We start from the raw sequence: 26,784 nt of genomic DNA, 5'->3' as shown, positions 1-26,784 counted from the left end.
TCATCGTAAGCGCAAGAGAAGTGGCTAGAAGGCATTGCTTTGAATTAACGCACGAGATCTTTTTGCAGGTGAAATTGAGGCTATTTAGCTGATTTAACGAAATAAGGTGGGCAAAAAAGCCCGGCGAACCACAATGATCCAACGGGCATCATTCATAGAAGTGACTAACGGTCATACAGTGTGTTTGTTTATCAGCGAGCACACTGCTGCATTACGCTAAGGGCTAAAGAAGCCGGTTTCTTGGCTAACGCTTTGTTCAGGTTTGTTCACATCCGTTACCGAAAATTCGATAATTTTGCGCCCCGCAGGGATCGCATCCTTATCGGCTAATACTGTCACGGGATAATCCGATTGCTCGCCCGGAGCGAGGGTAATGACTGCGTCGGCAATTAAGCTGAAGGGCATTTCGCTGTTGACCGCGAGTTGATATTGCTTGGTTTGCTGAGTCTTGTTACGGATCTTCAGTTGGTAGGTATTTTCAACTTTGTTATCGGCGGTTTCGCGGTACAGGCTCTGTCTGTCGCGAATAACGTTAAGCTGAATCTCACTGCGACTAGAAAGATCTAAACCTATCACAACCAACATAATGACAACGGCGGCGCCGTAGCCTAAAAAGCGTGGCGAGCGCCAGTTGGAATGGGTGACGCCCTTTAATTCATTCTCGCTGACATAGCTAATTAGGTTTTGTTTGTAGTCGAATTTTTGCATGGTTTCATTACAGGCATCGACACAGGCGCCGCAGTTAATGCACTCGTATTGGAGGCCTTGGCGAATATCAATCCCCGTCGGGCAGACTTCGACACATAAGTTACAGTCAACACAATCACCGAGTTCAGTCTGCTGTTTGCGCTTACGTGGACCGCGCGCTTCGCCGCGTGCGACATCATAGGTCACGGTTTTAGTGTTGGCATCGAACATAACTGCCTGAAAACGCGCATAGGGGCAGCAGTGTAAGCACATTTGCTCGCGCATCCAGCCTGCATTTAAGTAAGTACAAATGGCGAAAAACCATACCCAGCAGGTTGTCCAAAAGCCGGCGTTGCCGGTAAAAATATCTAAGTAGAGTTCGCGGGCAGGGATGAAATAACCGATAAATCCACAGCCAGTAATTAAGGCGGCTAATCCCCACAGACCGTGTTTGAGGCTTCTTTTACCGAGTTTATTGGCTGACCAAGGCGCCTTATCGAGCAATTTACGTTTGTTGCTGTTGCCCTCAATCCGGCTTTCGAGCCAGACAAACATAAAAGTCCACGCGGTTTGCGGGCAAAGATAGCCACACCAGACGCGGCCCCAAAACACTGTGATGAAAAACAATCCAAAGGCGGCGGCAATAAACACCCAAGCGAGCAAGGTGAAATCCTGTGGCCAGAGCGTGAGGCCAAAAAAGAAGAACTGTTGCTGACTCACATCCAACAATATTGCTTGCCGACCATCAAAGGAAATAAAGGGCAGGGCAAAAAACAGCAATACTAATAGGCTATTCATTGTGGTTCTCAGGCGTTGAAAATAGCCCTTCTGTTCACGGAAATGAATCTGGCCACTGCTTTTATGTGCAGGCTTATCGTCCGCCTGGATATTTTTTACGGGGATAAATTGCTCGGCAGAGGGGCGTTTGGCGTTCTCACTCTGTAGGGTGTCACTCTTGGGCATATGCTGTCCTAACGGCTTAAATAAGATTCGGCTCCCTATAGCAAGCGTTAGGCCAAGAGTTTTGTGTTTTAACGTATTGATATTTAATGGTTAAATTAAATGATGATTTAACGCATGTCGCGATATATCGTTAATTGGCGATATATCGCGTTTTTTAAGGCTATTCTTCCGCAGGGGTTTGGCGTGTAATCCCGAGTTTCTTCATTCGCGATCTGAGTGTACTTGGCGGAACTCCGAGCACATTGGCCGCCCCATTGGGGCCTGAAATACGCCAATTGAGCTGCTTTAATGTTTGCTCTATATGCTGTGCTTCCACCTCGGCCAAGGTTTGTAATGGTGAAGCCGCGGTTTGAGTCTGCAGATGATGCGTAGGCATGGCATGGATTTGTAAAATATCCGTTTGGGATAAAATGGCCTCCCGTTCGAGGATATTCTGTAATTCGCGCACATTGCCAGGCCAGCTGTAGGCCATCAGTTTTTGCAGACCTTTTTGGCTTACGCCGCGCAGTTTCTTACCGAGTTTGCGGTTTAGGGAATGCAAAATGTGGCTGACAAGCTCGGGCATATCTTCAAGCCTTGCCCTCAGCGGCGGCACTTGAATTGGGAAGACATTCAAGCGGTAATAGAGATCCATTCTGAATAAGCCCTGTTCAACGCGCTTGAGTAAATCATGGTGGCTGGCGGCGACTAAGCGAATATCGACCTTGATGGTTTCACTGCCGCCGAGTCGTTCAAAGGATTGCTCTTGGATCACTCGCAGTAACTTAGATTGCGCCTCCAAACTTAATTCGGCCACCTCATCGAGAAACAGTGTGCCTTGATGGGCGAGCTCGAAGCGGCCCTTGCGCTGCTGAGTCGCACCCGTAAAGGCGCCTTTCTCATGACCAAACAACTCACTCTCTAGCAGTGAGGCTGAAAACGCCGCGCAGTTAACGCTGATCATGGGTTTCTCTTTACGGCGACTCAGTTGATGTAAATTACGGGCAACCAGTTCTTTGCCTGTGCCATTCTCGCCACAAATCAACACGGTACTATCGGTATTGGCCACCATATGCAGTTGCTGGATCATATGGCGGATCACCGCGCTACTGCCCGAAATATCCACATCGCCGGTCTTATCGGCTAACTCGGCTTGGAGATAGTGATTTTCGCTGGCAAGTTGCTCCGACAGAGCCTGAACCTGCGCCAAAGCTTGGCGTAGCGACTGCTCGGTTTGTTTCTGAATGCTGATGTCGCGAAATATCGCGACTACGCCGATAAGCTTGTTATCCCGATAGACGGGCGTAGAGCTGTAATACACTGGAAAGCTGCTGCCATCCTTACGCCAGAACACATCGTGGGTAATTTCCCTTGCTATGCCATCTTTTAACGTATTGTAGATGGGGCAATCTTCCTGCGGATAATGACTACCATCCGCGTGGCTATGATGATGGCAATTATGGATATTTTTGCCGAGTAACTCTTCATTTTTCCAGCCCGTCATGCGCTCGGCGGCGGGATTGATAAAGACAGCATTACCATTTAAATCAAATCCATAAATGCCTTCACCCACGGCATTAAGTAGTAATTGGTTCTCTGGCAGAAAATGTTTATCCAAGGGCATTGCGGCGGGCTCTATTGATGTCATTCAGCTGATTCCCTAATACGAATGAGTGCCCTAAGTATAACGCCTTGAATCGTGTCGCGATATATCGCGAGTAACTCAGTAATGCTTGAAGTGAATGCTTTAGAGGCAAGCTTAGAGGTCTGACCATTAACCTGTTGATAATAAAAAGCTTATATTTTAATCGTTCGAAAGTTGTATTTAATGCTGGCGTAAAGGATTAAATTGTTATAAAAATGTTTCATAAATATCTTTGGCTAAGTTGACCTGAACAAAGCAGGCTTGCCCTTAATACTGGGGATTCACGGCAACGCGGGGATGTTTATTGAAGTACGGTGTGAGTGATCGAGCGAGTTAAATAGCGTTTTGGGGTTAGACGGTTGTTAAGAGTACGGAGTAGTTTTCTGCCCACCTTTCCGGAAAATTGCTTTCTACTGATTTGAAGTGTGCAAAAAGGCTGCGATGCAGCCTTTTTTTTACGCGAGTGTTGAGCTTTACGGCTTCGATTTTTGAGGTTTAAGCCAAGTCAATATACCACTTACAGTGCTTTCGCCTGCGCTAAGCCATTAAGCACGGCATCTATGGTGAGTGTTGAAGGCAGCACTATGCCGTTAGGCGCCCTTGGGCCATAGACTTTATTGTAAGGTGTGCCCGGTACGCCTTCATGCTTCATGTAACCCGCAATAGTGGAATCGGCTTCGCTCCAATTTCCCTGCATCAAAATAACCTTGTCGGCCATCAGTGCATTCACCACTTGTTCCCTATGCGTGACTTCAGCCTTGTTGGTTTGGCAAATGCTGCACCAATCAGAGGTGATATCCACAAACACTGTGTAGCCATCGGCGACCAGCGGCGCGATTTTTTCAGGTGCCAGTGTGTGCCACTGCAGCTTTTGATAGGCTTGATAATCTTCGCCTTTATGTACAAAACCGATAATTCCGCCTAGGCCGACGGCGAAAAATCCCAACACAAAAATTACCGCCAGTGGAATGCGTTTACCTTTGCTGCGTTGCCAGATTAACAGGCCAATTGCACCCACAAGTAATGCGAGAATGACCAGACTGATAAGAGTGATAGTGCCCATAGATGCCTACATGAGTTTCCAATAATCCAATCTATCTTAGCGGCTAACAGCTTAAATCTGCGTGAATTTATGCTTTAAAAGCCGATTAAACCTTTGACGCATTCGGTTGCAATTGTGCTTTTGCGCCGAGTGCACAGTCTTTGTAAGCTGGTGTATTAATAAAAAGACCACAAAATAATTACAACGGAAGGGAAGGACGATTAATGCGAGCGCTAACAGAGAAGCAAACGCCCTCAAGGCTGATATGGGCAAGTGTGTTGCTGCCCTTGTTATTCACTGTGTCCATGGTCGGCCATGCCGAGCCAGCTAAAAAAAGCGATGCCAAAGTGGATAAGCTAGTGCCAGAGGTGGTGACCACTAAGCACAGAATGACGATTCAAAATCAGAAGATCAGTTATCAGGCCATCAGTGGTGAGACCATTTTAGAGGATGATAAGGGTGAGCCTCAGGCGAGCATCTTCTCTATTACGTATTTACGGGATGATGTGCAAGACAGCAGTAAACGCCCGGTCACGTTTATTTTTAACGGTGGCCCAGGTTCTGCCTCGCTGTGGCTGCACATGGGGCTCTTTGGACCAAAACGTGTGATTGTGCCAGGTGATGCTAAAGATGATGGGGCGGCGCCTTATCGGATTGAGGCCAACGATTACTCGTTACTCGATGAATCAGACTTAGTGTTTATCGACCCTGTGGACACGGGTTTTAGCCGCGCCCTCGGAGAGAAGAAAGGCGCCGATTTTTGGGGCGTGAAAGAAGATGCCCAATCCATCGCCGAGTTTATGCGCCGTTGGTTGATTGAACATAAGCGTTGGAATTCGCCCAAGTATCTGGCGGGGGAAAGCTATGGTACGACGCGAGCCGCGGCATTAGTGGATGAGCTCCAAGGCGGTTGGACCGATATCTCGGTCAATGGCGTGATGCTGATTTCATCGATTCTCGACTTTAGCCACGCTCGCTATCAACCGGGTAATAACCAACCCTACATTGGTTTTTTACCGACCATGGCGGCTACCGCGTTTTATCACCATAAAGTCAGCGAGGCCGACAAGGCCTTGGGGCTCGAAGCGTTTGTCGAACAGGCGCGTCAATTCGCAATCAAGGATTACGCCTTAGCTCTATTGCAGGGTAGCCGTTTGGCGCAAAGCGATTATCAGAGTGTACGCAAACAGTTGGCGCGTTTTACGGGCTTGAGTGAGTCTTATCTTGACCGAGTGAATTTACGGGTGAGTGCGAGTCGCTATACCAAGGAATTGCTCAGGGATCAGGATTTGACCGTTGGGCGATTAGACAGCCGCTACACCGGCAAAGATTACGACAGTGGCGGTGATTCGACCGATAATGACCCTTCGGGTTATGGTATCGATGGCGCTTATACGGCGGCTATCCATCAATATTTATATGAGGATTTAGGGGTTAAGTTATCGCGTCCCTTCAACGTGCTCTCCACCGATGTTAACCGTGGCTGGAACTGGAATATCAGCGGTAAGCAAATGCATTATGTGAATGTGGCGCCCTATTTAGGGCAGGCGCAGCGCGAGAATAAAGACCTACGCATTTTTGTCGGTAACGGTTATTTCGATTTTGCAACGCCCTTCTTCGCGACCGAAAACACCTTTGCCGATAATGGTATAGATAATAGCCGCGTCACTATGCATTACTACAAGGCAGGCCACATGATGTATATAGAGCCCGCATCGCTTGCGCAACTGGTGCAGGATATCCGCGCTTTTTATCATCCTAACGCGGCTAAATGAGAGTGACCGTATTGTTTGGCCAGTGTTAAACTGCCACTCCTGTGAAGGCCCTATAGAGGGCCTTTTTATGCTTTAAAGGGTTAAAAATGAGCTTTAGTACTTGGTTAGGGCTGTTGGCGATTTGTTGCTTGGGCGCTATGTCTCCCGGGCCGAGTTTGGCCATGGTTGTGCGTCATACCTTGGGCGGTGGTCGCGGCAAGGGGATCGTTTGCGCTTGGGCGCACTCGATTGGTATTGGCATTTATGCGTTAGTGACGTTACTCGGCCTGGCCGTTGTATTGAAAAAAGCGCCATTGATTTTTAATGGGATCGCGATTTTAGGCGCGCTGTATCTCGCATGGATGGGGATCCAAGCATTGCGCTCAAACGGTGGCATGCAGGCAAAACTTGCGGCGGGGGAGGCGACGGATACGCTCACTGCGGCGCGCGATGGTATTGCAATTTCCCTGTTCAATCCTAAGATTATGTTGTTCTTCTTAGCGCTGTTTAGCCAGTTTGTAATGGTGGCCGATAGCTTGACGGGTCAAGCACTTATCGTGCTTACGCCTTTGGTGGTTGATGGGCTTTGGTACACCTTGATTGCCTTGCTGCTGTCGCATTCGAGTGTATTGCCTAAGTTACGGGAAAAAGCGGGACTTATCGATAAACTTTCTGGTGTGGTACTGATCCTGCTCGCGATACGGGTAGTGTACACCCTCTAACGTATCACAATGCGTATTGATGAGTGCGAAGAGATAAAAAAACGCCATCACAAGATGGCGTTTTTTATGGGATTTTAGCAGGCGATGCTTGGCTTTTAGCGCATCATCAGCCTTTAAAAATTTGTACCGAGTCATCCACAGCAACCGCTTCTTCCTGCATAACGGGTGGATTAGCGATATGGTCGTCTAGGTTGTCGCTTAGCATTTCGCGGTATTCGGCGCTAAACCAGTCGAGCGCATTGTCTTTTTCTGCGCCTAAATCGGCAGATTTTATCGCGGCTTCAAAGGCGTTAAAACGCGCTGCGGCAAAACGCAGGGCTGTGCCGACTTTACCGACATCACCTTCCTGCTGGCTTAGCTGATTAGCTAAGGCAATAAATTGATCGGCAAGTTCAAAAATCGTGGTGTTGCTGGTATCAGTCATAGCGCTTACTCAAAATAATTTATTGGTGGGCGATTCTATCCTAAATTCAGCAGGAAGGAACCGCTTAGGCTTAAGTATTGGGATCTAAATCGGTTGTGATGAGCCTAATTCTTCGCACGTTACCTATGGCTCAATTGCGGTTAGTTTGATGGTTGATTGGGCGATATTGTATTTGGTATCAATGGGTTTTGCTGCATCGTTTCAAGGCGGAAGATGCAGGTCTGTTCTGTCATCGTGATTTAAATTCTTGCCGATTTGGGATGTAGATAGTCTGCCGAAATACATCTTATACATGGAGGTGCGGGGAAAATAATATCTGATTTAGCCTCCTGTGAAGATTCATCTTCTGTTCAGTTAGCCACTCGCATACTGCTTCCATCAACAGGAGAACCGCCATGAAAGCAATTAAACTTACTCTGTCAGCCTTACTACTCGCTGCAGCTTCATCTTCGGCCATTGCGGCAGATGTCGGAGTGTCGATTAACATCGGCGATCCAAACTTTTACGGTCAGATCAATATTGGTAATTTTCCTCGTCCACAGGTGATTTACGAACAGCCTATCGTGATAGAGCAGTCTCGGGTCGTGTATGAACCTATCTATCTGCACGTGCCGCCTGGTCATGCAAAAAAATGGGGTCGCTATTGTGCCTCCTACGGTGCCTGCGGCCGCCCGGTCTATTTTGTTCAGGATGTCTGGTATCGCGATGAGTACGTACCCCGTTATCGCTCCTATAAACAGGATAAGCATCACCACAAACATTACGACAAACATGAGCGCCGCAAAGATAGGGATGACGACGATCGTGGCCATGGCCACCGTGGTCGCGATTAATAGGGATTGTTTGAACAAACGCCCCTATCACGCTAGTTGATGGCTTATCAGAGTCATTTAATGAACCAAAGCGTCTAGACACAACAGGGCACAACACTCAACTTTGCTCGAGTTAACTTTTGCGATACGGGGCGTTTCTCGATAGCAATCGATTGCCTTAAGCAAAGGGACAGAACAGGTTTAGGCCGCAATATGCTTGCGATATCTCAAGACTCGGGAATAAAAACCTGAGTTGGCTTGTCATGTCGCGCTATCACTTTTAAGCTAACGGCATCGTAACTTAAGCAAGAGAAACAGATTTTGGCGACTTGGCAGGCATTTATTGACCATCAACGTTCTCAACCCTATTACCAGCAGTTGATAGCATTTGTGAATCAAGAGCGTGAATTGGGTAAGGTAATCTATCCTCCTAAAGAGGATGTGTACAACGCCTTTAAAACAACCCCATTGGAGCAAGTGCGTGTAGTGCTTATTGGTCAAGATCCCTACCATGGTCCGGACCAAGCCCACGGTCTGTGTTTCTCGGTTAAGCGAGGCGTTAAACCGCCGCCATCGCTAGCCAATATGTATAAAGAGTTGGTGAACGATATTCCCGGTTTCCAAATCCCAAACCATGGTGATTTAACCCAATGGGCGGAGCAGGGGATTTTGATGCTCAATACCGTGCTGACGGTGGAACAAGGGCAAGCCCACTCCCATGCTAATGCAGGCTGGGAAACCTTTACCACTGAGGCGTTAAAGCTGCTTAATGCGCAGGAGAGGCCGATTATTTTCGTACTCTGGGGCAGTCATGCCATCAAAAAGGGGGCGGTGATTACTGCGCCACAGCATCAAATTCTGTCGGGACCCCACCCGTCACCACTGTCGGCTTATCGCGGCTTCTTCGGTTGTGGGCATTTTTCTAAAGTGAATCAACTGCTGATGGCACGGGGCGAAGCGCCGATCCAATGGCAGGTTTAAGTTCGCTTTGATAAAGAATGTTAAAAATAAAAAGGCCTTGCATAGCAAGGCCTTTTTATTGATTTATCGCTGCCAATTAGTGGCTACGATCAACGGAGATTTTTGCCAGCGAAATTAATGCGGTTTTGAAGTCACTGTCAGGTAATACCGCCAACGCTGCAATCGCCTTGTTGGATTCTTCAATGGCTTTTTGCTGAGTGTAAGTGAGCGCGCCACAGTGATGCAAAGCGGCAACAATTTTCTCAATGGCGTGGGTGCCATCACCTTGCTCAATCGCTTGGCGAATGAGTTGCTGTTCTTCTTCTGTGCCATGGGCAATCGCATAGATCAGCGGTAAGGTCGGCTTACCTTCGGCGAGATCATCACCGATGTTTTTACCTAACTCTTCACTGTCGGCGGTGTAGTCGAGTAAATCGTCGGTCAACTGGAAGGCTGTACCTAAATATTTGCCATAGTCGCCTAATGCGCTTTCTTGCTCGGGTGTAGCGCCTGCTAATACTGCGGCCAGTAACGTGGCGGCTTCGAATAGCTTAGCGGTCTTGCAATAGATCACCCGCATATAGCTTTCTTCTGTGGTATTAGGGTCGTTACAGTTCATTAGCTGCAATACTTCACCTTCGGCCAATACGTTGGTGGTATCGGCTAATACACGCAGTACTCGCATGCTGTCGAGTTCGGTCATCATTTGGAATGAGCGGGTATAAAGGAAGTCACCCACTAATACACTGGCGCTGTTACCAAAGAGCGCGTTGGCGGTTTCGCGGCCGCGTCTGAGGGTCGATTCATCGACCACATCATCGTGCAGTAATGAAGCGGTATGAATAAATTCAATAATCGCGGCAAGCTTAAGGTGAGCTTCACCTTGGTAGTCGACGGCGCGTGCTGCGAGGACGGACAGTAAAGGACGAAGACGTTTACCACCACCATTAATAATGTAGAAACCTAACTGGTTTATCAGGGCGACATCTGACTCCAGCTGTTTATAGATCAGCTGATTGACTGCTTGCATATCAGTGTCAGCCAGTTGACGAATAGCGTTTAAATCCATAATAGACTCTGGTTGTGGGGCCATTACGTACCCGGCCTCTATTTTAGGCTCACGTGTTATATAGAATGAATTTTACCTAAAATTCCGACATATGACAGTACTCACACTACTAATGTGCGAGTTATTCCGGCCTTTTTTTATTCTTTCCTAATTAGGGCTTGCCAGATAAGGATTCTTCGCGTAAACTCCGCGCCCATTGTCAATAAAGTTTTTGTAGCACCCTGCCTCCCATAGTGTGAGCCAGCGTGTTAGGAATATCGGAGTAAAATAGCTATGTACGCTGTTTTTCAAAGTGGTGGTAAACAACACCGTGTAGCCCCAGGCCACACAGTTCGTTTAGAAAAATTAGAAGTTGCTACTGGTTCAACTGTTGAATTCGATCAAGTATTACTGATCGCTGACGGTGAAAAAGTGCACGTTGGTGCTCCTTTAGTAGCTGGCGGTAAAGTCGTTGCTGAAGTAGTAAGTCATGGTCGTGGCGAGAAAGTAACTATCGTTAAGTTCCGTCGTCGTAAGCACCACGACAAGAAGTTGGGCCACCGTCAGTGGTTCACCGAAGTTAAAATTACTGCTATCAACGCATAATAGGAGTCTAACTCATGGCACATAAAAAAGCTGGCGGTTCTACTCGTAACGGCCGTGATTCAGAAAGTAAACGTCTTGGTGTTAAGCGCTTTGGCGGTGAATCAGTTCTAGCTGGTAACATTATCGTTCGTCAACGTGGTACTAAATTCCACGCTGGTGTAAACGTGGGTATTGGTCGTGACCACACTCTGTTTGCTCTGACTGACGGTAAAGTAAAATTCGAAGTTAAAGGTCCTAATAACCGTAAGTTTATTAGCATCGAAGCTTAATTTTCGAGTCTAGCTTATACTGTAAAGCCCCGCCATTGGTGGGGCTTTCTGTTTTTTATGCTTCTATTTACCTGCGTTTCTGGTGAGTTTGGTAAATCTTTATCAAATTGAGGGCGTTGGCTGGTAAGATTGGGAGCAAGTATCTCGAGTTTTTTGGCGACCGATGAAGTTAAACGGTATAATTCCTTCATTCAGTGATGCCAGGAGTAAGTATGAAGTTTGTCGATGAGGCAGTAATTAGGGTCGAAGCAGGCGACGGCGGTAGCGGTTGTGTGAGTTTCAGACGCGAAAAATATATCCCCGATGGTGGTCCTGATGGTGGTGATGGTGGCGATGGTGGCAGTGTCTATCTGCAGGCCGATGAAAACCACAACACCCTGATTGAATACCGATTTGAACGTTTTCACATGGCAGAGCGCGGTGAAAATGGCCGTGGCCGTGACTGTACTGGCCATAGCGGTAAAGATTTGATTTTAAAAGTGCCTGTGGGTACGCGTGCTATTGATGATGAGACCGAAGAAGTCCTCGGCGATTTAACCACCCATGGCCAAAAGCTATTAGTGGCTAAAGGCGGATTCCACGGCTTAGGCAACACGCGCTTTAAGAGCAGTACTAACCGTGCTCCACGTCAGAAGACCTTAGGTACTCCGGGTGAAGTCCGTAGCCTGAAATTAGAGCTGCTGTTGTTAGCTGACGTAGGCTTGCTCGGTATGCCTAACGCGGGTAAATCGACCTTTATTCGCGCGGTATCACGTGCAACACCAAAGGTTGCCGATTACCCCTTCACGACGTTAGTGCCTAACCTAGGTGTTGTTAACCCTCGCCCTGGTCAAAGCTTTGTGATCGCCGATATTCCTGGTTTGATTGAAGGCGCGGCAGAAGGTGCGGGTCTGGGTATTCGCTTCTTAAAGCATTTAGAACGTTGCCGTATTCTGTTACATATCATCGATATCGAGCCAATTGATGGTACAGATCCAGTGGATTCTGCCCGTGCGATCGTCGGTGAACTTGAAAAATATTCGCCAAAATTGGCAAGCAAGCCACGTTGGTTAGTCTTTAACAAGGCGGATCTGCTGCTCGAAGATGAGCTGAAAGAGAAGGTTGCTCGCGTAGTTAAGGAATTAGGTTGGGAAGGAGATGTTTATACCATTTCTGCCTATAGCCGCGATGGCACTAAAGAATTAGCCACCAAGCTGCTGGACTTCATCCAAAGTCTTCCACCGGAAGATAAAGATGCGAACCCAGATGCAGAGGTTGAGTTCAAGTGGGACAATTATCATCAAGCCAACATTGATGCGATCAATGAAGACTATGACGATGAATTCGACGATGACTTTGATGATGACGACTACGATGTAGAAGTGATCTACCAAAGATAATATCCCTATCTAAGTTTTGAGAGTCCCGTGTACGCAGATACTCAAAATGATATTACTCGGCAGGTTGTGCGTGTCGCACAACTGCTACTGGCCTACGGTGCTGAATCTGATTTAGTTGAAGAAATCAGCCAGCGCCTAGGTCAGGCCTTAGGATTGGCAAGTGTTGAGCTTTCCATCTCCTCTAATTCCCTCGTGTTAACCAGTTTAGTGCATGGTCGCTGTATCACGACGACGCGTCGGATCCGCGAGCATGGCATCAATATGACCATAGTCTGCGAGTTGCAGCGCATCTGTTTGTTGGCGGAAAAAGGTCTCTATGGCCCCAACGAAGTGCGTAAACGCTTAGCGCGGATTGAACCTAAGACCTATCCGCCGTATCTCGTGATCTTGATGATAGGCCTGTCCTGCGCCAGTTTTTGTCACCTGTTTAATGGCGATGTTGCCGCATCAGTTATCACCTTTTTTGCCTCCGCGGTCGGGATGTCGGTGCGCCTTGCGATTGCCAAGCGGCATTTTAATTTGCTGGTTAATTTTGCGGTGACGGCATTTGTCACTAGCTTATTGGCGCAGACGGGTTATGTGTTTAACTTGAGTGAGACCCCGCAGGCGGCCATGGCGGCCAGTGTGTTGATGTTGGTGCCGGGGTTTCCGATGATCAATGCGATTTCTGATATGGTCAAAGGCCATATGAACGTGGGGATTTCCCGCTGGGGCCATGCCACCTTGCTTACCGTGTCATCCGTTATTGGTATCACCATTGCGATGCAGCTAGGGGGGATCTTCCTATGATCGCCTTACTGTGGACGCTATTGCACGATGCCTTTTTCTCGGCTATCCCTGCTGTCGGCTTTGCCATGGTGTTTAACGTGCCGAAACGTTTCTTACCCTACTGCGCGCTTGCAGGCGCCATCGGGCATAGCTCACGCACGCTAATGTTGCAATTTGGCTTGCCTATCGAATGGGCGACCTTTGCCGCCGCGGCTTTAGTGGGGACTATCACTATCGGCTTTGCCAAGCGTCACCTCGCGCCGCCCTTGATGTATGCCGTTGCGGCCATTATCCCGATGATCCCTGGGACCTATGCCTTTAATACCGTAATAGCCCTAGTGCAATTAACGGCGCAGTCGCAGGTTAGCCAAGAGCTGACCGGACAAGTGATCAGTAACGGCTTAAAAACCGTGTTTATCTTAGGCGCACTGTCGGTGGGCCTTGCTTTACCGAGTCTGCTGTATTTTAGAACCCGCCCTGTTATTCAATAAAAACAATACCAAAGGAGTGCCCATGCGCATTGCTATGATAGCCGCGATGGCAAACAATCGAGTCATCGGAAAAGACAATAAAATGCCATGGCATCTGCCCGAAGATTTACGCCACTTTAAAGCCATGACCTTAGGCAAACCTGTGGTGATGGGGCGTAAAACCTTTGAATCCATTGGTAGACCCCTTCCAGGACGCCACAATATTGTGATTTCCCGCCAAGCGGATTTGCAGATTGAAGGCGTGACCTGCGTGACCTCATTTGAAGACGCTAAGCTCGCGGCTGGCGATTGCGAAGAGTTGGTCGTTATCGGTGGGGGGCAATTGTATCAACAATTATTACCTCAGGCCGATAGACTCTACCTGACGCAAATTAGCTTAGAGGTTGAAGGTGATACCTTTTTCCCTGCATGGGACAGCGATAAATGGCAAGAAACCGAATCGCTCACTAGTATAAATGCTGATGGGCTGGAATATCGCTTTATCAATTTGGCAAAAAAATGTTAAATTACGTTGTTCTGTTGTGTACCCTGTGCGTATGGATTGTCAATATGTCTAAGGTATTAGATCCGATAGGCCTGACTTAGTTGAGATAGCGGTATTTTACGGCTTCCACACTAATGACTCCTAGGAGGCCAATATCCGCTAGAGATAGACGCAGCCCATATAAAACATAATAAAACTATAAGAAAGTATTAAGGAGTATCGGATGCGTCTTATGCCTGTAGCTTTGGCTGCACTAATCGGATTTAGCTATGTTTCTATGCCAACCACGGCAAAAGCCGAAGCTGATCCACTTGTCGCGAGTATTTGTGATTACGTAAAAGCGAACGATAAAAACCGTCTACGTAAAAAACTAAAAGAAAGCCGTGTTAAGTTACGCCAAGTGTACAGCGGGATTAGCTGTGATGGTCAAAGCTTGTTGCGTACTGCCTATGCCGCGAATGCAAATGATGCCGGTGAGTTTGTGGCTAAACGTCTATCAGTTAACGAACTGAGCGTACCAGAAGCCGATGGCATGACGATTCAAGCGTGGGCTGAAGCAAATGGTCACGGTGCTAGCCCTATCACTGCTGCAGTGAAAGAGCGTTTAGGCGCTGCTGCCGGCGGTGAAGAAGAGTAATCATCTGTTCCATCATTTTTAGTGTGCTTTAACACAAGGAAAGAATGATGCTTAAAATGCCGAACTGAGTTCGGCATTTTTTATGGGCGTCGTTTAGTTAGTTTTTACCGAATATCCTGTATTGATATTGAGTTGGATGTTGACTACCGAGTTCGAGTTTATTGCCTCTGCTATCTGCTTTAGCTATGGGATAGCATGAAATCTAAGCGAAAGCACAGACATAAAGGCAAGCGCAAGCCAAAGAAAAGGGCCGCAATCGCGACCCTGTTCATACTTGAGTGTTTGCTTACACTCTAAATTCACCGACAGAAGCTTGCAGCTCTTCGGCGAGTTTAGCCACTTGATGGCTCGATTGCGCGGTTTGATCGGCGCCAATCGCGGTTTCTTCCGAAATTGCTGCGATATGCTCAAGTTTCTCAGACACTTGCTGACTAACCACATTCTGCTCCTGCGCGGCATGGGCAATGTGCGTGCCCGCATCATAGGCTTTATGTACAGATTGGCTGATGGTCTCTAGCGCGAGGTTTGCTTGCTCTGTCTTATCGACACAGGCATTGGCCTGGGCACGGCCCATATCCATAGCGGCTACGGCTTGCTGCGCGCCCTGTTGCAGCACTTCGATCATTTGCTGGATCTCGCGGGTCGAGACTTGGGTACGTGAGGCTAGGCTGCGTACTTCATCGGCCACAACCGCAAAGCCGCGACCCTGTTCGCCAGCGCGTGCCGCTTCGATAGCTGCGTTTAGTGCCAGCAGGTTAGTCTGCTCGGCAATGCCACGGATCACATCGAGAATTGAGCCGATAGAAGCACTATCCGATTGCACCTTGTTGATCACTTGGCCTGCCTTAGCGACTTCGTCTGCTAGGGCTAAAATGGTGCGCTTGTTCTCTTCGGCAATCGTGCGCATATGTTTGGCTTCTTGATCGGCCTGCTTGATTTGCGCCAGTGCATCATCGGCGCTCATCGATACTTGTTGTGCACTCGAGCTTAATTCTGTGGTTGCGGTTGCGACTTGGTCGACCTGGCTCTTTTGCTCTTGGATACCTGAGGTGGTTTGCGCTGTGATAGCCGACGTTTGTTCCGCTGCGGCGGCTAACTGGTTGGAGCGATCCAAAATACCGACGATTAAGCCGCGTAAGCTATCGACTAAACGGTTACAGTTTTTCGCAAGCTCGGCAAATTCATCGTGGCCAGAATCATCTAATTTGTGGGTTAAGTTGCCCGAAGCTAATACATTCAGCGCGTTATTGACTTGATAGAGAGAGCGCTTCAACGGGGCCACAACGGCAAAGCTGATGATAACCGCGGCGACAATGGCAATTAGCACTACAATGATAGTGCGGATACTGGCGGCATCAATCTTGGCTATGGTTTCTTGGCTCATATTGGCCGCCACAGACTCGATGTTATTGCTCACATCTTCCATATTGCGATCGATTACTTTGACATCTTTCTCAATGGTCGCCAATTGATTCATGGCATTCTTGGCGTGATTCAATTGGGTTGCTTTCAACAGCACCATAGAATCCGGGCCTTCGAGCAACGCGAGTACCTTTTTAGTGTCTTCATTGACGGATTTTAAGGTGTCAGCATCAATTATGTCCTGCGCATGACGATTCACGTATTCGAGTTTGTTCTTGGTCTCGCTCAGGATGTAGTCGAGTTCTTTGGAAATGAGTTCATGTTTACTCATTTCTTCATTAGTCACTAAATCGGCAATGGTAGTGATGATATTACCCATGCTGGTATCGATAGCGCTGGCAGAGGCCGCGATACTCTGAGCATCGGGGTTTTGGCTGTTTTCTAAATCGATAATATCGAGCAAAACTGACGAGGCGTCATCGGCGGCATTTTCAAGCTTCTTCTTTAAGCCTATTAGCTGCTCTTGTGTGCTGAGGGCGGCTTCACGTTCAGTGAGCATGGCGAGACTATCGCGCTCGAAGGTCGAGAAGCTACCATCCAGTTGCGAGATCAATGCAGAAAGATTGGCTTGCCCTCGAACCAATTGCGTCAGATTGCTGATCTCGTTTTTAAACTGGGTGCCGTGGTCGTTAAAGACTTTACGGATATCGGGAATGTTCGAGGACTTGGGTGCGTGATAGGCGATCAGCACTTGGCGCTGTTGTTCACTCAGGGTTTCGGTTAAGTGGTTGGTCGCTTTTAGGGCTGGCAAGCTTAACTCTTGCATCATGGCCGAACTATCTTTGAGGCTAATGTTCGTCAGGTACGAGGTAAATCCTAACAACACAAGTAAAAGTGTAACAACACTAAACCCGCCAATGACTCGGGTGGCTACATTAACTTTCATAGGATACTCCGGTTATTATTATATTATTCCGAATGAAAAGATTATTAAATTCAGGGCATAGGGTACTGTCGTATATCGACCACTCTCGGGCTTAGTTTAACCCTTTTTTAACCTTTTTTGGGTAATTTTTTGGTCTTTTTCAAGATGCCATAGGGTTAGATATTCCCCCCAGCAACAGCCTGTGTCTAGTGCTTTTAGCTTAGGATCGTTGACTTTACCCATCAATGCCGCCCAATGTCCAAAGACTAAGGTGTGACTTTCACGTAACGCAGAGGTAAATTCAAACCAAGGCCGTAGCTGTGGATTAGTGCAATCCTCTGGCGGTTGTTTGCAGTCAAAGTCTAAATGGCCATCGACATACAGATAACGCATCCTGGTTAAGGCGTTGATACAAAAACGCAGGCGATTGATCCCTATAGCGCTGGGCTCCCACCGCTCGGCGGTATCGCTGTACATTTGGCTTATGAGTGCGTCGAGGTAATCACTCTGCTTGAGGGCTTGGCTGACAAGTTGCGACTCTTGCCTTAACACCTCTAATGACCACTGTGGCGGTACTCCGGCGTGGGTCATGATGAGCTTATGCTCTGGTAATTCCCGCATCAACGGCTGTTGTCTCAGCCAGTCAATTAAACTGGCAATATCGGGCGCATTTAACAGTGGCGTTAAGTTATCGCTGGGTTTATCCCGCTTGAGTTTGCCGTGGAGGGCGAGCAAATGCAGATCGTGATTACCGAGGACGGTTTTGCCCGCATCGCCTAAGGATTGAAAAAAACGCAGTGTGGCTAATGAATCAGGCCCTCTGGCGACCAGATCGCCCACCGCCCAGAGTTCATCACGGGATGGATTAAAGTCGACTTTAGCAAGTAATCGTTGAAGTTCGGCAAAACAGCCTTGGACATCACCAACAAAATAATGGGCCACAATATCCTTTCTATAATTAAATCAATGTAATAAACCGGGGAGTGCTAAGCGGAAGGGCTTAATCGTTGCCTTAAAGTGCTCGCCTGATTCGCTGACCATACCATAAGTGCCATACATAATGCCAAGGGGCGTATCGAGTACGGTACCGCTAGTATATTGGTAGGCAGTATTGGGGGGAATGGTTGGGGTTTCGCCGACGACACCTGCACCTTGCACTTCACTGATTTTGCCGTTGGCGTCGGTAATAATCCAGTGGCGGGTTTCGAGTTTGGCGGCTTGTTCACCGAGGTTGATGATGGTGATAGTGTAGCTAAAGAGGTATTTCTGATCCTCGGGCGAGGACTGTTGTTCAATGTATTCGGTTTTCACTTCGACTCGGATAGAGTCATCCAATGCGCTCATGCTGCTCCCTTGAATAAGATAGGGCACCCTAAAGTGCCCATCAAACTGATATTGCTTAAGCCTGCTTATCACACACCATATTCGCCATGGCGACATATTGCTCAACACTGATTTGCTCAGGGCGCAGATTGGGATCTATGCCTAGTTGCTCAAACTCTTCATCGCTTAACACTTGCTTGAGGTTGTTACGCAGTGTTTTGCGGCGCATGTTAAAGGCTGTGGTGCACAGCTGGCGCAGTACATTCACATCCTTACAAGGGAAAGGTTTTTCGGCATAGGGCAGTAAACGTACCACGGCAGAATCCACCTTTGGCGGTGGCGCGAAGCTATGGGGCGGCACTTCGAGTACCGGAACCACTTGGCAGAAGTACTGGGCCATTACTGTTAAGCGGCCATAGGCCTTGTTACCCGGGCTTGCCGATAAACGCAGTACCACTTCTTTTTGCAGCATAAAATGCATGGTTTCAATCTGCTCGGCAAATTCGAACAGATGGAACATCAAAGGCGTAGAAATGTTATAGGGTAAGTTACCAAATACTTTGAGTTTTTTACCCGGTACCACCAACTGGCTAAAGTCGAACTGCAGCGCATCGCCTTGGTGAATCGTGAGCTTATCCTTAAGTACAGGGTGATTCTGCAAGCGCTCAACCAGATCGCGGTCTAACTCGACAACGGTCAGGTTATCTATCGCCGTGGCGACAGGTTCGGTTAAGGCGCCAAGGCCGGGGCCGATTTCGACCATCACATGGTCATTATCGGGGGCGATCGCACCCACAATGCGGTTAATCACATTGTCGTCGGTTAAGAAGTTTTGTCCGAAACGCTTTCTGGCCGTGTGGCCTAAATGTACTTTGCTACTCATTAATATCTAATCGTTTAGTTTTTTGAGGATAACTCAATGGCTTTATTCAAGGCGCAGACAAAACTGCCAATATCGGCTTTGCCAGTTCCCGCAAGATCGAGCGCCGTACCATGGTCAACCGAGGTACGGATATAAGGTAAACCTAAGGTAATGTTTACCGATTTGCCAAATCCCTGTGACTTTAGAACGGGTAAGCCTTGGTCATGGTACATGGCCAACACGACATCCGCGTCCTGTAAATATTTAGGTTGGAACAGGGTATCGGCGGGTAGAGGGCCGACAATGTTCATTTGATACTCTTCACGCAGCTCATTCAGAGCCGGAATAATCACATCGATTTCTTCCCGGCCAAGGTGGCCGTCTTCACCCGCGTGTGGGTTTAAGCCACAAACATAAATTTTAGGGGAAGCAATGGCAAACTTACTGATAAGGTCAGCGTGTAAAATCTTAATAATATGATGCAAACGCTGGCGCGTAATGGCTTTTGCCACATAAGCCAGAGGGATATGGGTGGTCACCAGTGCCACCTGTAAACCTTGGGTTGCTAGCATCATGACCACATCGGGGCAGTTGGCCTGATGGGCAAAAAACTCGGTATGGCCGCTAAAGGAAATCCCAGCTTGGTTGATGATCCCTTTATGGACTGGGCCAGTAACTACGGCATCAAACTCGCCACTCATGTTTTTCTCACCCGCATAACGCAGGGTTTCAACTACGTAGGCACTGTTTTGCTCATCAAGCTGGCCGCAAACGGCGTCGGTCACCAGTTTGAAAGGCGCAATGGTGAGAGTGCCTGCTTCCTGCGGTTTCGGCGGTTGCTCGGGCAGGTAAGGGCGAAAAGTAACAGACAGGCCGAGTCGTTTCGCTCGGCTGGCTAATAATTCGGGATCCGCACAAACGACTAACTCAGCAGGCCAAGCCTGCTGAGCGAGTTGCACGACTAAATCGGGGCCGATACCCGCAGGTTCTCCGGGGGTAACGGCAATACGTTTAGTGGTCAATTTACCTTAACCTCGGTTTGACTCAGGCTGAAAGACTTCAATGTATGCGTCGGCACGCATTTCGTCTAGCCAGTTTTGCAGTTCTTCATTAAATTTGCGACGGAAGATCAGTTGGTGCGCACGGTTGGTATTAAATTGATCCGTGGCATCGGTTTTTCTGCGCTCTTCCAACTGAGTGATATGCCAGCCGTGGGTGGTACGGAAAGGCTCACTGATTTGATCTGGGCTTAAGCTGTTAAGGGTTTGCGCAAACTCAGGCACATAAATGCTTGGCTCTGCCCAGCCCAGTTCACCACCTTTAGTGGCTGAACCTGGATCTTCAGAGTATTGGCGCGCTAAATCTTCAAACTTGGCTTCGCCAGAGCGAATTTGCTTTAAGAACTGCTCCAACATGGCCTTAGCGCGGTCTTCCGACAGAATTGGCGATGGCTTGAGCAGGATATGACGCGCTCTGACTTCTTCAATTTCTTTGGTTTGTAAACCACGGGCATCCATGATCTTGATGATGTGGAAACCTGCGCCACTCTTGATTGGGCCGATAATATCGCCTTTCTTCGCGCCGTTGATGACTTCCGCAAACAGCGTTGGCATCTCGTTGATGTTCATGTAATCCCAGATACCGCCTTCCAGTGCTTTAGGACCCGATGAAGACGCGATGGCGGTGCGGCGGAAATCTTCACCACTCTTTAAACGCTCGAGTACGGCGTTCGCGCGCTTGCTGGAGGCTTCCAGTTGTTCACTGCTTGGGTTGTTCGGTACGTCAATCAGGATATGGCCGATTTGGTATTCGACGTCCTTCATGCCTTGCTCTTGGATCAGTTTTACTAGGCCGGTGATTTCCTGTGGTGACACTTGGATACGGCGTTGAACTTGGATACGTTGGATTTCACCTAGGGTGATTTCTTCACGCAGTTGCTCGCGGTACTGGCTAAAGCTTAAGCCTTCGCTCTCGATTTTTTGCTGCATTTGCGCCACGGTCATTTTTTGCTCGCGGGCAATGTTTTCAAGCGCTTGGTCTAATTGCAAGTCACCGATATGCAGACCGATACGATCCGCCATCTGCAACTGCAAACGGGTGAGGATGAGTCGCTCGATAACCTGAGTACGCAGTGCACTGTCGGATGGCAACGATTGATTCGCGGCTCTCGCATTGGCTTTTACAGTGTCAATCATATTGGTGATTTCACTTTCGAGCACAATACCGTCGTTGATTTGAACGGCAACACGGTCGATTGGCTGGGGAGCGGCCATAGTAGGCTGGCTGATAGCGAGTGCAAATAAAGCAAAAATCAGATGTTTACTGGGTTTCATCCACAAAATCCTTGGCACGTTCTAAGGTCAAATTCGACGGCTTATTTAAGTTAACTTTACCATTTATATCGAAATTACAGTGAGTTGCCTAAATGTTCTTTTGTTAGTAACTCTAAAAGCGTGCGTTCCGAGACTCTTTTTTGGGGAGCGCACGGCTTTCATTAACCTGTTTGGACTCTCAGTCCTTGTTGAGGTTCAGCAATCTACCACAAATCTTTGCTAATTCCTCAGATAAAGCGGTTTTCTGTAGTTAAACAGACCGTCATTGAGCATATCCGATACGCCTAATGGGCCCGAACCACCGAGTCCTTTGATGACTAAATTCAGGTAAACACCGCTTTCAAATTGCTCGCGCTCATCGATAACGGCCGAACCAATGTTGTCATCGTAATTGGTCTTAATTCGGTAGTGATAGCTGAGACGGATTGCATAACAGCATGATTCATATTGGAAACCTGTATAGGTTTCTATGCTGCGGCTCTCGTTGAGGTCGTAGTACCAGTTACCGACAAAATACAGGCTGTCGTTAATCGGCCAGGCACCACGCACACCCGCTTGGGAAATATTCACCAGATCGTTGGTGTTGGAGTTCAATAGATCCGGCACATAACGATAACTGAGCTGCAAGAGTTTATTGGCTTCGGGACGGAAGTCTAAGGTGACTTCGGTCTTCTTGTTATCGCTCGAGTTGGTGTCGTATTGAATCGCGGCACCTAAATACCAGTCATGGCTTAAGCGGGTATCTAACTCGGCGGCCAATACTGAGGTCGATTGATTTTGCTCGAAGAGGTTATCTTCGTAACCCAGTTTACTGTCCTGTAGATAGAGGATCTGACCTAGGCTGAACTTAGTCGCCTCTTGGTTGTGATCGTCGAAGAAACGCGTGGTTACACCGAGCGTGACTTGGTTAGCATCGGCGATGCGGTCAAGGCCTGAGAAGCGGCGGTCACGGAACAGACCGAAGTAGTCGTCCTGTAACTGGGCGGTATCGTAAATGCCGATGCCACGCTGATCTTCATAACCTACGTACAGATACTGGAACTGAGGTTCGAGCGTCTGGCGGTAGTTTTGATCGAACAGTTCGGTAAAACGCTCGAAGTTGATTTGACCATTGATCCGCACCTGTGGAATGGTGCGGCTCACAGTGTCGTCTAAACCATCGAATCCACTGTTGTTTTTTTCCTGCCAATAGTTGGTTTGCATCAGTTTGACTTGGCTGGTAAACGAACCCGAAGGGCCGTGAATGGGCAGCGTCAGGCTAGGCGCCATATGCAAACGGGTGGCGGTATTCATGTCGCTGTCTTGATGGGCGAAGTTGGTCAGCTCTGAATTGAAGCCAAAGTCCAAGTTGTTCCAAAAGTCGGCGGCGCGGTAGTTAAAGTTCACCTGCGGCATCACTTGATAAGGCTTTTCGTCCTCACCCAGCACTTTAATATCTTGCACCCGAGTGCTGATATCCCAATCTCGTTCGAAGTAGCTGACTTCACCAATCCGCGATAATTGGTTATCGGTGGCGCGGTTAACATCAGACTTTAAGTCGTTGAAATAGTTGTTATCAGACACTTCGGTAAAGTTGGCGAGTACCCGCCAGTTTTTATCGATGGCGCCTTGGTGTTGCCAGTTATAGAGGTAACGATTTGGGCTGCCGCTGATCATCTGGTCGTTGCCCAAATACTCTAAATTCAAGCGGCCACTCTGAGCCTCACCCGCGAGATAACGAAACTCTGTCTTGGTGAATAAACCACGGCTAGACATATAGTTAGGTGTAAAGGTGAGGTCGTATTCCGGCGCGATATTCCAATAATAGGGCGCGGAAACTTCAAAACCGTTGGTGGTGCTGGTGCTAAAGCTTGGGTAGAGGAAGCCGGTTTTACGTTTATCGGAAACTGGCACCGTCATATAAGGAATATAGAACACCGGAATATCGGCGACTCTCAGCTTGGCATTCCAAATCTCGCCCCATTCTTCTTCGCTGTTAATCTTGATTTTTTCTGCTTCGAGCAGCCAAGAAACATTGTCTGGCGGACAAGTGGTGAAGTTAGTGTTGGTTAAGATCAGGTTGTTGTTCATGGTGATTTGCAGCTTTTCGGCATCGCCGTGAACCTGCTGACCATGTAGCCAATACTGGGCACCCTTTAGGGTGGCGCGGTTGCTGCGCATTTGTGCCTGCAGCGAATCGGCGGTAACGGTAAAAATACTGTCTTGGAAAACGAGGTTGCCATTGGCATCGAACTGCTCGGTCGCTTGGTCGAGAATCGCTTCATCGGCGGCAATGTGTCTGTCGCCCTGACTGAAGACCACATCACCGGTAAAAATGGCTTGTTTGCCCATTTCGGCGTTGGAGCGGTCCGACACGATACGAATTTTCTCTTGATCGGCGGCGCTCAGGCCGGGTTGAGATACGATACGAGGTACTGGCGGTTCAATGACGCATTGTGACGCTGAGGCTGTGGGAGATTCGTCTGCCAGGACAACTTGCGGTAACAGGCTCAAGGCCAGAAAGTAACGGATCTGCATCTTAGGTCAATAATAATGATTTCTTTGTCTGGACAAGTATCGACGGGGAAAGTTGCAAACTACAAGTGCAACGCAGCAAATAAATCTCTCAATTTCTTAGCTGTTTCCAAATTATATGCCAGCTATAATAAAGCAATTTTTCTATAAGAGCCATGAAATGACCTTATCCGACTCGAGATTTATTTCCCTTAATCAGTGGCTGAACCGTTATTTTTCCTATGATGTGACCCCGATTCTGATTTCCGGTGATGCCAGTTTTAGGCGCTATTTCCGGGTCTCGGACCGCGATACAAGCTACATTGTTGCCGATTCGCCGCCCGCCTTAGTGCCTATCGCGCCTTTTATCGCCCTCGCCAGTGCCTATGCTGCGGCGGGACTGACAGTTCCAAAAGTCATCGCCTCCGATGCCGAGCAAGGCTTTATGCTACTGAGCGATCTTGGGGATACTCAGTTGTTGTCTGTGCTGACCGAGGCAAATATCGCGGACTATTATCGCCGCGCTTTGGCCTTATTGCCTCAGGTGGCCTCAGTGGTTGAGAGCCTTGACCCTGTTACTGGCAACACGCAGCCATTGCCTTTATATGATGAGGCATTTGTGCGCCGTGAGTTGGGGATCTTTACCGAGTGGCTGTTAGAGAGACATTTACAGCTCGAACTCAGCCACGAGGAACGCTCACTGGTGGAGAAGAGTTTTGACCTCTTGGTAGACAATGCCCTCGCGCAACCTAAGGTGGGTATGCACCGCGATTACCACAGCCGTAACTTGATGCTCAAAGAGGGCGAGTTGTGCGTGATTGATTTCCAAGATGCGGTGCTCGGGCCTGTGACCTACGATGCCGTGTCTTTACTGCGGGATTGCTATGTGCGTTGGCCGCAAACCATGGTGCAGGAATTAATGCAGCAGCATTATCAGCAAGTGCTTGAGTTAGGGCAAATTCCCGCACAAACATCCTTTACCCAGTATCAAACTTGGTTTGATTTAATGGGACTGCAGCGCCATATCAAGGCCGCAGGGATTTTTGCGCGTTTGCACTATCGGGATAACAAGCCCGCCTATATGGCCGATATTCCGTTAACCTTGTCCTACATTGTGGATATTGCCAGCATTTATCCAGCGCTCACGCCGTTTTCCGCTTGGGTGCAATCGCGCGTTGTGCCTGCGTTTGCGGCCAAGGGAAAAGAGACTCAGCAGGGAGACAAGCAATGAAGGCCATGATCCTAGCGGCAGGCAGGGGAGAGCGTTTACGCCCCTTGACCGACACGCTGCCCAAACCCTTAGTGCCCGTCTTAGGTAAACCGTTGATTGTTTACCATATTGAGAAGTTGGCCGCGGCGGGGATTGTCGATATCGTGATAAATCATGCTTGGCTTGGGCATAAGCTGGTCGAAACCTTAGGGGATGGTCACGCCTTTGGGGTCAAGATCCAATATAGCGCCGAAGCATCGGCCCTCGAGACTGGTGGCGGAATTAAACAAGCCTTGCCTTTGCTAACTGACGACTCGGATGCGCCGTTTTTAGTGCTCAATGGTGATGTGTTTATCGATGCCTTGCCGACGATTGTTCCCTTAGCGGATACTGCTCTGGCGCATTTATGGTTGGTGCCGAATCCCGAGCAACATCCTAACGGTGACTTTGCCTTGGAGCAGGATCTTGTACGTGAGCAGGGTGAGCAAAAATACACTTTCTCAGGTATGGGCTTATATCGCCCATCATTTTTTGACGGCACGCCGGATGGGGCCTTTGCCCTTGGGCCTTTGCTGCGAGCTAAGATGGCCGATGGCTTGATCACAGGTACACACTTTAACGGACTCTGGTGCGATGTCGGGACGATTCCTCGTCTGCAAGCATTAGAGTCAGCGCTAGCGTAATGGCGTATCGCCTAACGTTTAGCGCCTTGAGTGAAAGGTTTCACTCGCTATGTCGATTGAGTGACTGAATAAATTATCAAATTGGGAATTAAGATGCGCCTTTGGGGTAAGTTTTTTGGATTTGTTATCGGGTTTATGTTTGGCCGTATTTTCGGTGCGTTACTGGGCTTATGGCTTGGGCATCTCTACGACAAACGCGCCGGTGGTGCCAGTTTTAGTCAGATCTTAGGTCAGGCTAAGAATCGACAGGGGATATTCTTTAACACCACCTTCGCCGTGATGGGCCATGTGGCCAAGGCGTCGGGTCGAGTGACTGAGACCGATATCCGTATCGCGACTATGTTGATGGATCAGATGCGCTTAACGGGTGAAGCCCGTAAAGAGGCGCAGCAGGCGTTCCGTGAGGGTAAAGAGCCGGGCTTTGACCTGCGCAGCAGCCTGCAAGCCTTTCGCGCCGTGACTCAAGGCCGCCAAGAGCTGGTGCAGATGTTTATCGAGATCCAAATTCAAACCGCCTTATCGGACGGTGAGCTCGATCCCGCTGAGCATGCAATTCTGATGACTGTGGCCCAAGAGTTAGGGTATGGTCGTGGGCAACTCGATGAATTACTTAAACGTTGGCAAGCGGAATACCGTTTCCACCAGACCTCTAATGGGAATAAAACCTCGATTACCGACGCCTATAATTTGCTCGGTATCAATGCCGAGGCGACGGATCAAGAGGTGAAGCGGGCCTATCGCAAGTTGATGAATGAACATCATCCCGATAAGTTAATCGCTAAGGGATTACCACCCGAGATGATGGAAATTGCCAATCGTAAGGCGCAGGACATCCAAGCTGCGTACGACAGGGTGAAATCGGAGCGCGGCATGCGCTAACGCTTCGGTTAACGTTGTCGACGCAAGGAATAATAACGACAGAT

At 48.5% G+C, this 26,784-nt stretch carries 26 protein-coding genes; 14 read left to right on the top strand and 12 right to left on the bottom strand.

Annotated features, from left to right (window positions below):
- Positions 1-216: 216 nt before the first annotated feature.
- The 3 genes from ccoG to K0H60_RS16185 all read right to left on the bottom strand — a co-directional run bounded on the left by ccoG (position 217) and on the right by K0H60_RS16185 (position 4,337).
- Entirely contained in the window at positions 217-1,650 is a 1,434-nt protein-coding gene (gene ccoG, locus K0H60_RS16195; RefSeq protein WP_220056361.1) for a cytochrome c oxidase accessory protein CcoG, read from the bottom strand.
- Positions 1,651-1,810: 160 nt separating this feature from the next.
- A complete protein-coding gene (locus K0H60_RS16190; protein ID WP_220056360.1) occupies positions 1,811-3,277 on the bottom strand; it encodes a sigma-54 interaction domain-containing protein in 1,467 nt (488 codons plus the stop codon).
- Between the two features lie 514 nt (positions 3,278-3,791).
- Positions 3,792-4,337, bottom strand: a complete 546-nt coding sequence (locus K0H60_RS16185) for a thioredoxin family protein (RefSeq protein WP_220056359.1) — start codon at positions 4,335-4,337, stop codon at positions 3,792-3,794.
- Between the two features lie 203 nt (positions 4,338-4,540).
- On the opposite strand from K0H60_RS16185, the gene K0H60_RS16180 reads away from it, so the two are divergent.
- Complete coding sequence (locus K0H60_RS16180; protein ID WP_220056358.1) at positions 4,541-6,091, top strand: S10 family peptidase; 1,551 nt, start codon at positions 4,541-4,543, stop codon at positions 6,089-6,091.
- Positions 6,092-6,177: 86 nt separating this feature from the next.
- Positions 6,178-6,792, top strand: coding sequence for a LysE family translocator (locus K0H60_RS16175; protein WP_011621685.1), 615 nt, complete (start codon positions 6,178-6,180; stop codon positions 6,790-6,792).
- Between the two features lie 106 nt (positions 6,793-6,898).
- On the opposite strand, the gene K0H60_RS16170 is transcribed toward K0H60_RS16175, so the two are convergent.
- Positions 6,899-7,216 (bottom strand): DUF3144 domain-containing protein, encoded by a 318-nt coding sequence (locus K0H60_RS16170; protein ID WP_086902723.1) that lies wholly within the window; start codon positions 7,214-7,216, stop codon positions 6,899-6,901.
- Between the two features lie 395 nt (positions 7,217-7,611).
- Between K0H60_RS16170 and K0H60_RS16165 the strand changes: the two genes are divergently transcribed.
- Together K0H60_RS16165 and ung are read left to right on the top strand one after the other, a co-directional pair.
- Positions 7,612-8,049 carry a hypothetical protein gene (locus K0H60_RS16165; RefSeq protein ID WP_220056357.1) on the top strand — a complete coding sequence of 146 codons (438 nt, stop codon included), beginning with the start codon at positions 7,612-7,614 and terminating at the stop codon, positions 8,047-8,049.
- Between the two features lie 300 nt (positions 8,050-8,349).
- Positions 8,350-9,009 carry a uracil-DNA glycosylase gene (ung, locus tag K0H60_RS16160; RefSeq protein WP_220056356.1) on the top strand — a complete coding sequence of 220 codons (660 nt, stop codon included), beginning with the start codon at positions 8,350-8,352 and terminating at the stop codon, positions 9,007-9,009.
- 76 nt (positions 9,010-9,085) lie between these two features.
- Here the strand turns inward: ung and ispB are convergent, their stop codons facing one another.
- Positions 9,086-10,057, bottom strand: coding sequence for an octaprenyl diphosphate synthase (gene ispB / locus K0H60_RS16155; protein ID WP_220058184.1), 972 nt, complete (start codon positions 10,055-10,057; stop codon positions 9,086-9,088).
- A gap of 273 nt (positions 10,058-10,330) precedes the next feature.
- Between ispB and rplU the strand changes: the two genes are divergently transcribed.
- The 7 genes from rplU to K0H60_RS16120 all read left to right on the top strand — a co-directional run bounded on the left by rplU (position 10,331) and on the right by K0H60_RS16120 (position 14,670).
- Positions 10,331-10,642 (top strand): 50S ribosomal protein L21, encoded by a 312-nt coding sequence (gene rplU / locus K0H60_RS16150; protein ID WP_011073451.1) that lies wholly within the window; start codon positions 10,331-10,333, stop codon positions 10,640-10,642.
- A 14-nt stretch (positions 10,643-10,656) separates the two neighbouring features.
- Positions 10,657-10,911, top strand: a complete 255-nt coding sequence (gene rpmA, locus K0H60_RS16145; protein ID WP_007650346.1) for a 50S ribosomal protein L27 — start codon at positions 10,657-10,659, stop codon at positions 10,909-10,911.
- 212 nt (positions 10,912-11,123) lie between these two features.
- Positions 11,124-12,290 (top strand): Obg family GTPase CgtA, encoded by a 1,167-nt coding sequence (gene cgtA / locus K0H60_RS16140; protein WP_011621692.1) that lies wholly within the window; start codon positions 11,124-11,126, stop codon positions 12,288-12,290.
- 27 nt (positions 12,291-12,317) lie between these two features.
- Positions 12,318-13,079, top strand: coding sequence for a threonine/serine exporter family protein (locus K0H60_RS16135; protein ID WP_220056355.1), 762 nt, complete (start codon positions 12,318-12,320; stop codon positions 13,077-13,079).
- The gene (locus K0H60_RS16130; RefSeq protein WP_011621694.1) at positions 13,076-13,549 is read left to right on the top strand and encodes a threonine/serine exporter family protein; all 474 of its coding nucleotides are present in this window, start codon (positions 13,076-13,078) and stop codon (positions 13,547-13,549) included. Before K0H60_RS16135 ends, K0H60_RS16130 begins: the two co-directional genes overlap by 4 nt.
- A 22-nt stretch (positions 13,550-13,571) precedes the next feature.
- Positions 13,572-14,054 carry a type 3 dihydrofolate reductase gene (gene folA / locus K0H60_RS16125; RefSeq protein WP_220056354.1) on the top strand — a complete coding sequence of 161 codons (483 nt, stop codon included), beginning with the start codon at positions 13,572-13,574 and terminating at the stop codon, positions 14,052-14,054.
- Positions 14,055-14,256: 202 nt separating this feature from the next.
- Positions 14,257-14,670, top strand: a complete 414-nt coding sequence (locus K0H60_RS16120; protein WP_220056353.1) for a DUF3718 domain-containing protein — start codon at positions 14,257-14,259, stop codon at positions 14,668-14,670.
- A 286-nt stretch (positions 14,671-14,956) separates the two neighbouring features.
- Here K0H60_RS16120 and K0H60_RS16115 read toward each other — a convergent pair whose 3' ends face one another.
- The 7 genes from K0H60_RS16115 to lptD all read right to left on the bottom strand — a co-directional run bounded on the left by K0H60_RS16115 (position 14,957) and on the right by lptD (position 23,992).
- The gene (locus K0H60_RS16115) at positions 14,957-16,978 is read right to left on the bottom strand and encodes a methyl-accepting chemotaxis protein (RefSeq protein ID WP_220056352.1); all 2,022 of its coding nucleotides are present in this window, start codon (positions 16,976-16,978) and stop codon (positions 14,957-14,959) included.
- 96 nt (positions 16,979-17,074) lie between these two features.
- Positions 17,075-17,899, bottom strand: coding sequence for a symmetrical bis(5'-nucleosyl)-tetraphosphatase (locus tag K0H60_RS16110; protein ID WP_220056351.1), 825 nt, complete (start codon positions 17,897-17,899; stop codon positions 17,075-17,077).
- Between the two features lie 21 nt (positions 17,900-17,920).
- The gene (gene apaG / locus K0H60_RS16105) at positions 17,921-18,301 is read right to left on the bottom strand and encodes a Co2+/Mg2+ efflux protein ApaG (protein WP_011718031.1); all 381 of its coding nucleotides are present in this window, start codon (positions 18,299-18,301) and stop codon (positions 17,921-17,923) included.
- Between the two features lie 55 nt (positions 18,302-18,356).
- The gene (gene rsmA / locus K0H60_RS16100; RefSeq protein ID WP_011627022.1) at positions 18,357-19,163 is read right to left on the bottom strand and encodes a 16S rRNA (adenine(1518)-N(6)/adenine(1519)-N(6))-dimethyltransferase RsmA; all 807 of its coding nucleotides are present in this window, start codon (positions 19,161-19,163) and stop codon (positions 18,357-18,359) included.
- Between the two features lie 14 nt (positions 19,164-19,177).
- Positions 19,178-20,164: a 4-hydroxythreonine-4-phosphate dehydrogenase PdxA gene (gene pdxA / locus K0H60_RS16095; protein WP_011718029.1), complete on the bottom strand. Its 987-nt coding sequence runs from the start codon at positions 20,162-20,164 to the stop codon at positions 19,178-19,180.
- A 6-nt stretch (positions 20,165-20,170) separates the two neighbouring features.
- Entirely contained in the window at positions 20,171-21,475 is a 1,305-nt protein-coding gene (gene surA / locus K0H60_RS16090) for a peptidylprolyl isomerase SurA (protein WP_220056350.1), read from the bottom strand.
- 219 nt (positions 21,476-21,694) lie between these two features.
- A complete protein-coding gene (gene lptD, locus K0H60_RS16085; RefSeq protein WP_220056349.1) occupies positions 21,695-23,992 on the bottom strand; it encodes an LPS assembly protein LptD in 2,298 nt (765 codons plus the stop codon).
- Positions 23,993-24,107: 115 nt separating this feature from the next.
- Here lptD and K0H60_RS16080 point away from each other — a divergent pair, with 115 nt between their 5' ends.
- The 3 genes from K0H60_RS16080 to djlA all read left to right on the top strand — a co-directional run bounded on the left by K0H60_RS16080 (position 24,108) and on the right by djlA (position 26,740).
- Positions 24,108-25,199 carry an aminoglycoside phosphotransferase family protein gene (locus K0H60_RS16080; protein ID WP_220056348.1) on the top strand — a complete coding sequence of 364 codons (1,092 nt, stop codon included), beginning with the start codon at positions 24,108-24,110 and terminating at the stop codon, positions 25,197-25,199.
- Positions 25,196-25,861 (top strand): N-acetylmuramate alpha-1-phosphate uridylyltransferase MurU, encoded by a 666-nt coding sequence (murU, locus tag K0H60_RS16075; protein ID WP_220056347.1) that lies wholly within the window; start codon positions 25,196-25,198, stop codon positions 25,859-25,861. Before K0H60_RS16080 ends, murU begins: the two co-directional genes overlap by 4 nt.
- Positions 25,862-25,954: 93 nt before the next feature.
- Positions 25,955-26,740: a co-chaperone DjlA gene (gene djlA / locus K0H60_RS16070; RefSeq protein ID WP_220056346.1), complete on the top strand. Its 786-nt coding sequence runs from the start codon at positions 25,955-25,957 to the stop codon at positions 26,738-26,740.
- Positions 26,741-26,784: the final 44 nt, after the last annotated feature.

It is taken from the genome of Shewanella mangrovisoli (genome assembly GCF_019457635.1).
GTDB classification, from domain to species: Bacteria; Pseudomonadota; Gammaproteobacteria; order Enterobacterales; family Shewanellaceae; genus Shewanella; species Shewanella mangrovisoli.
This window is presented reverse-complemented; position numbering and strand designations above follow the sequence as displayed.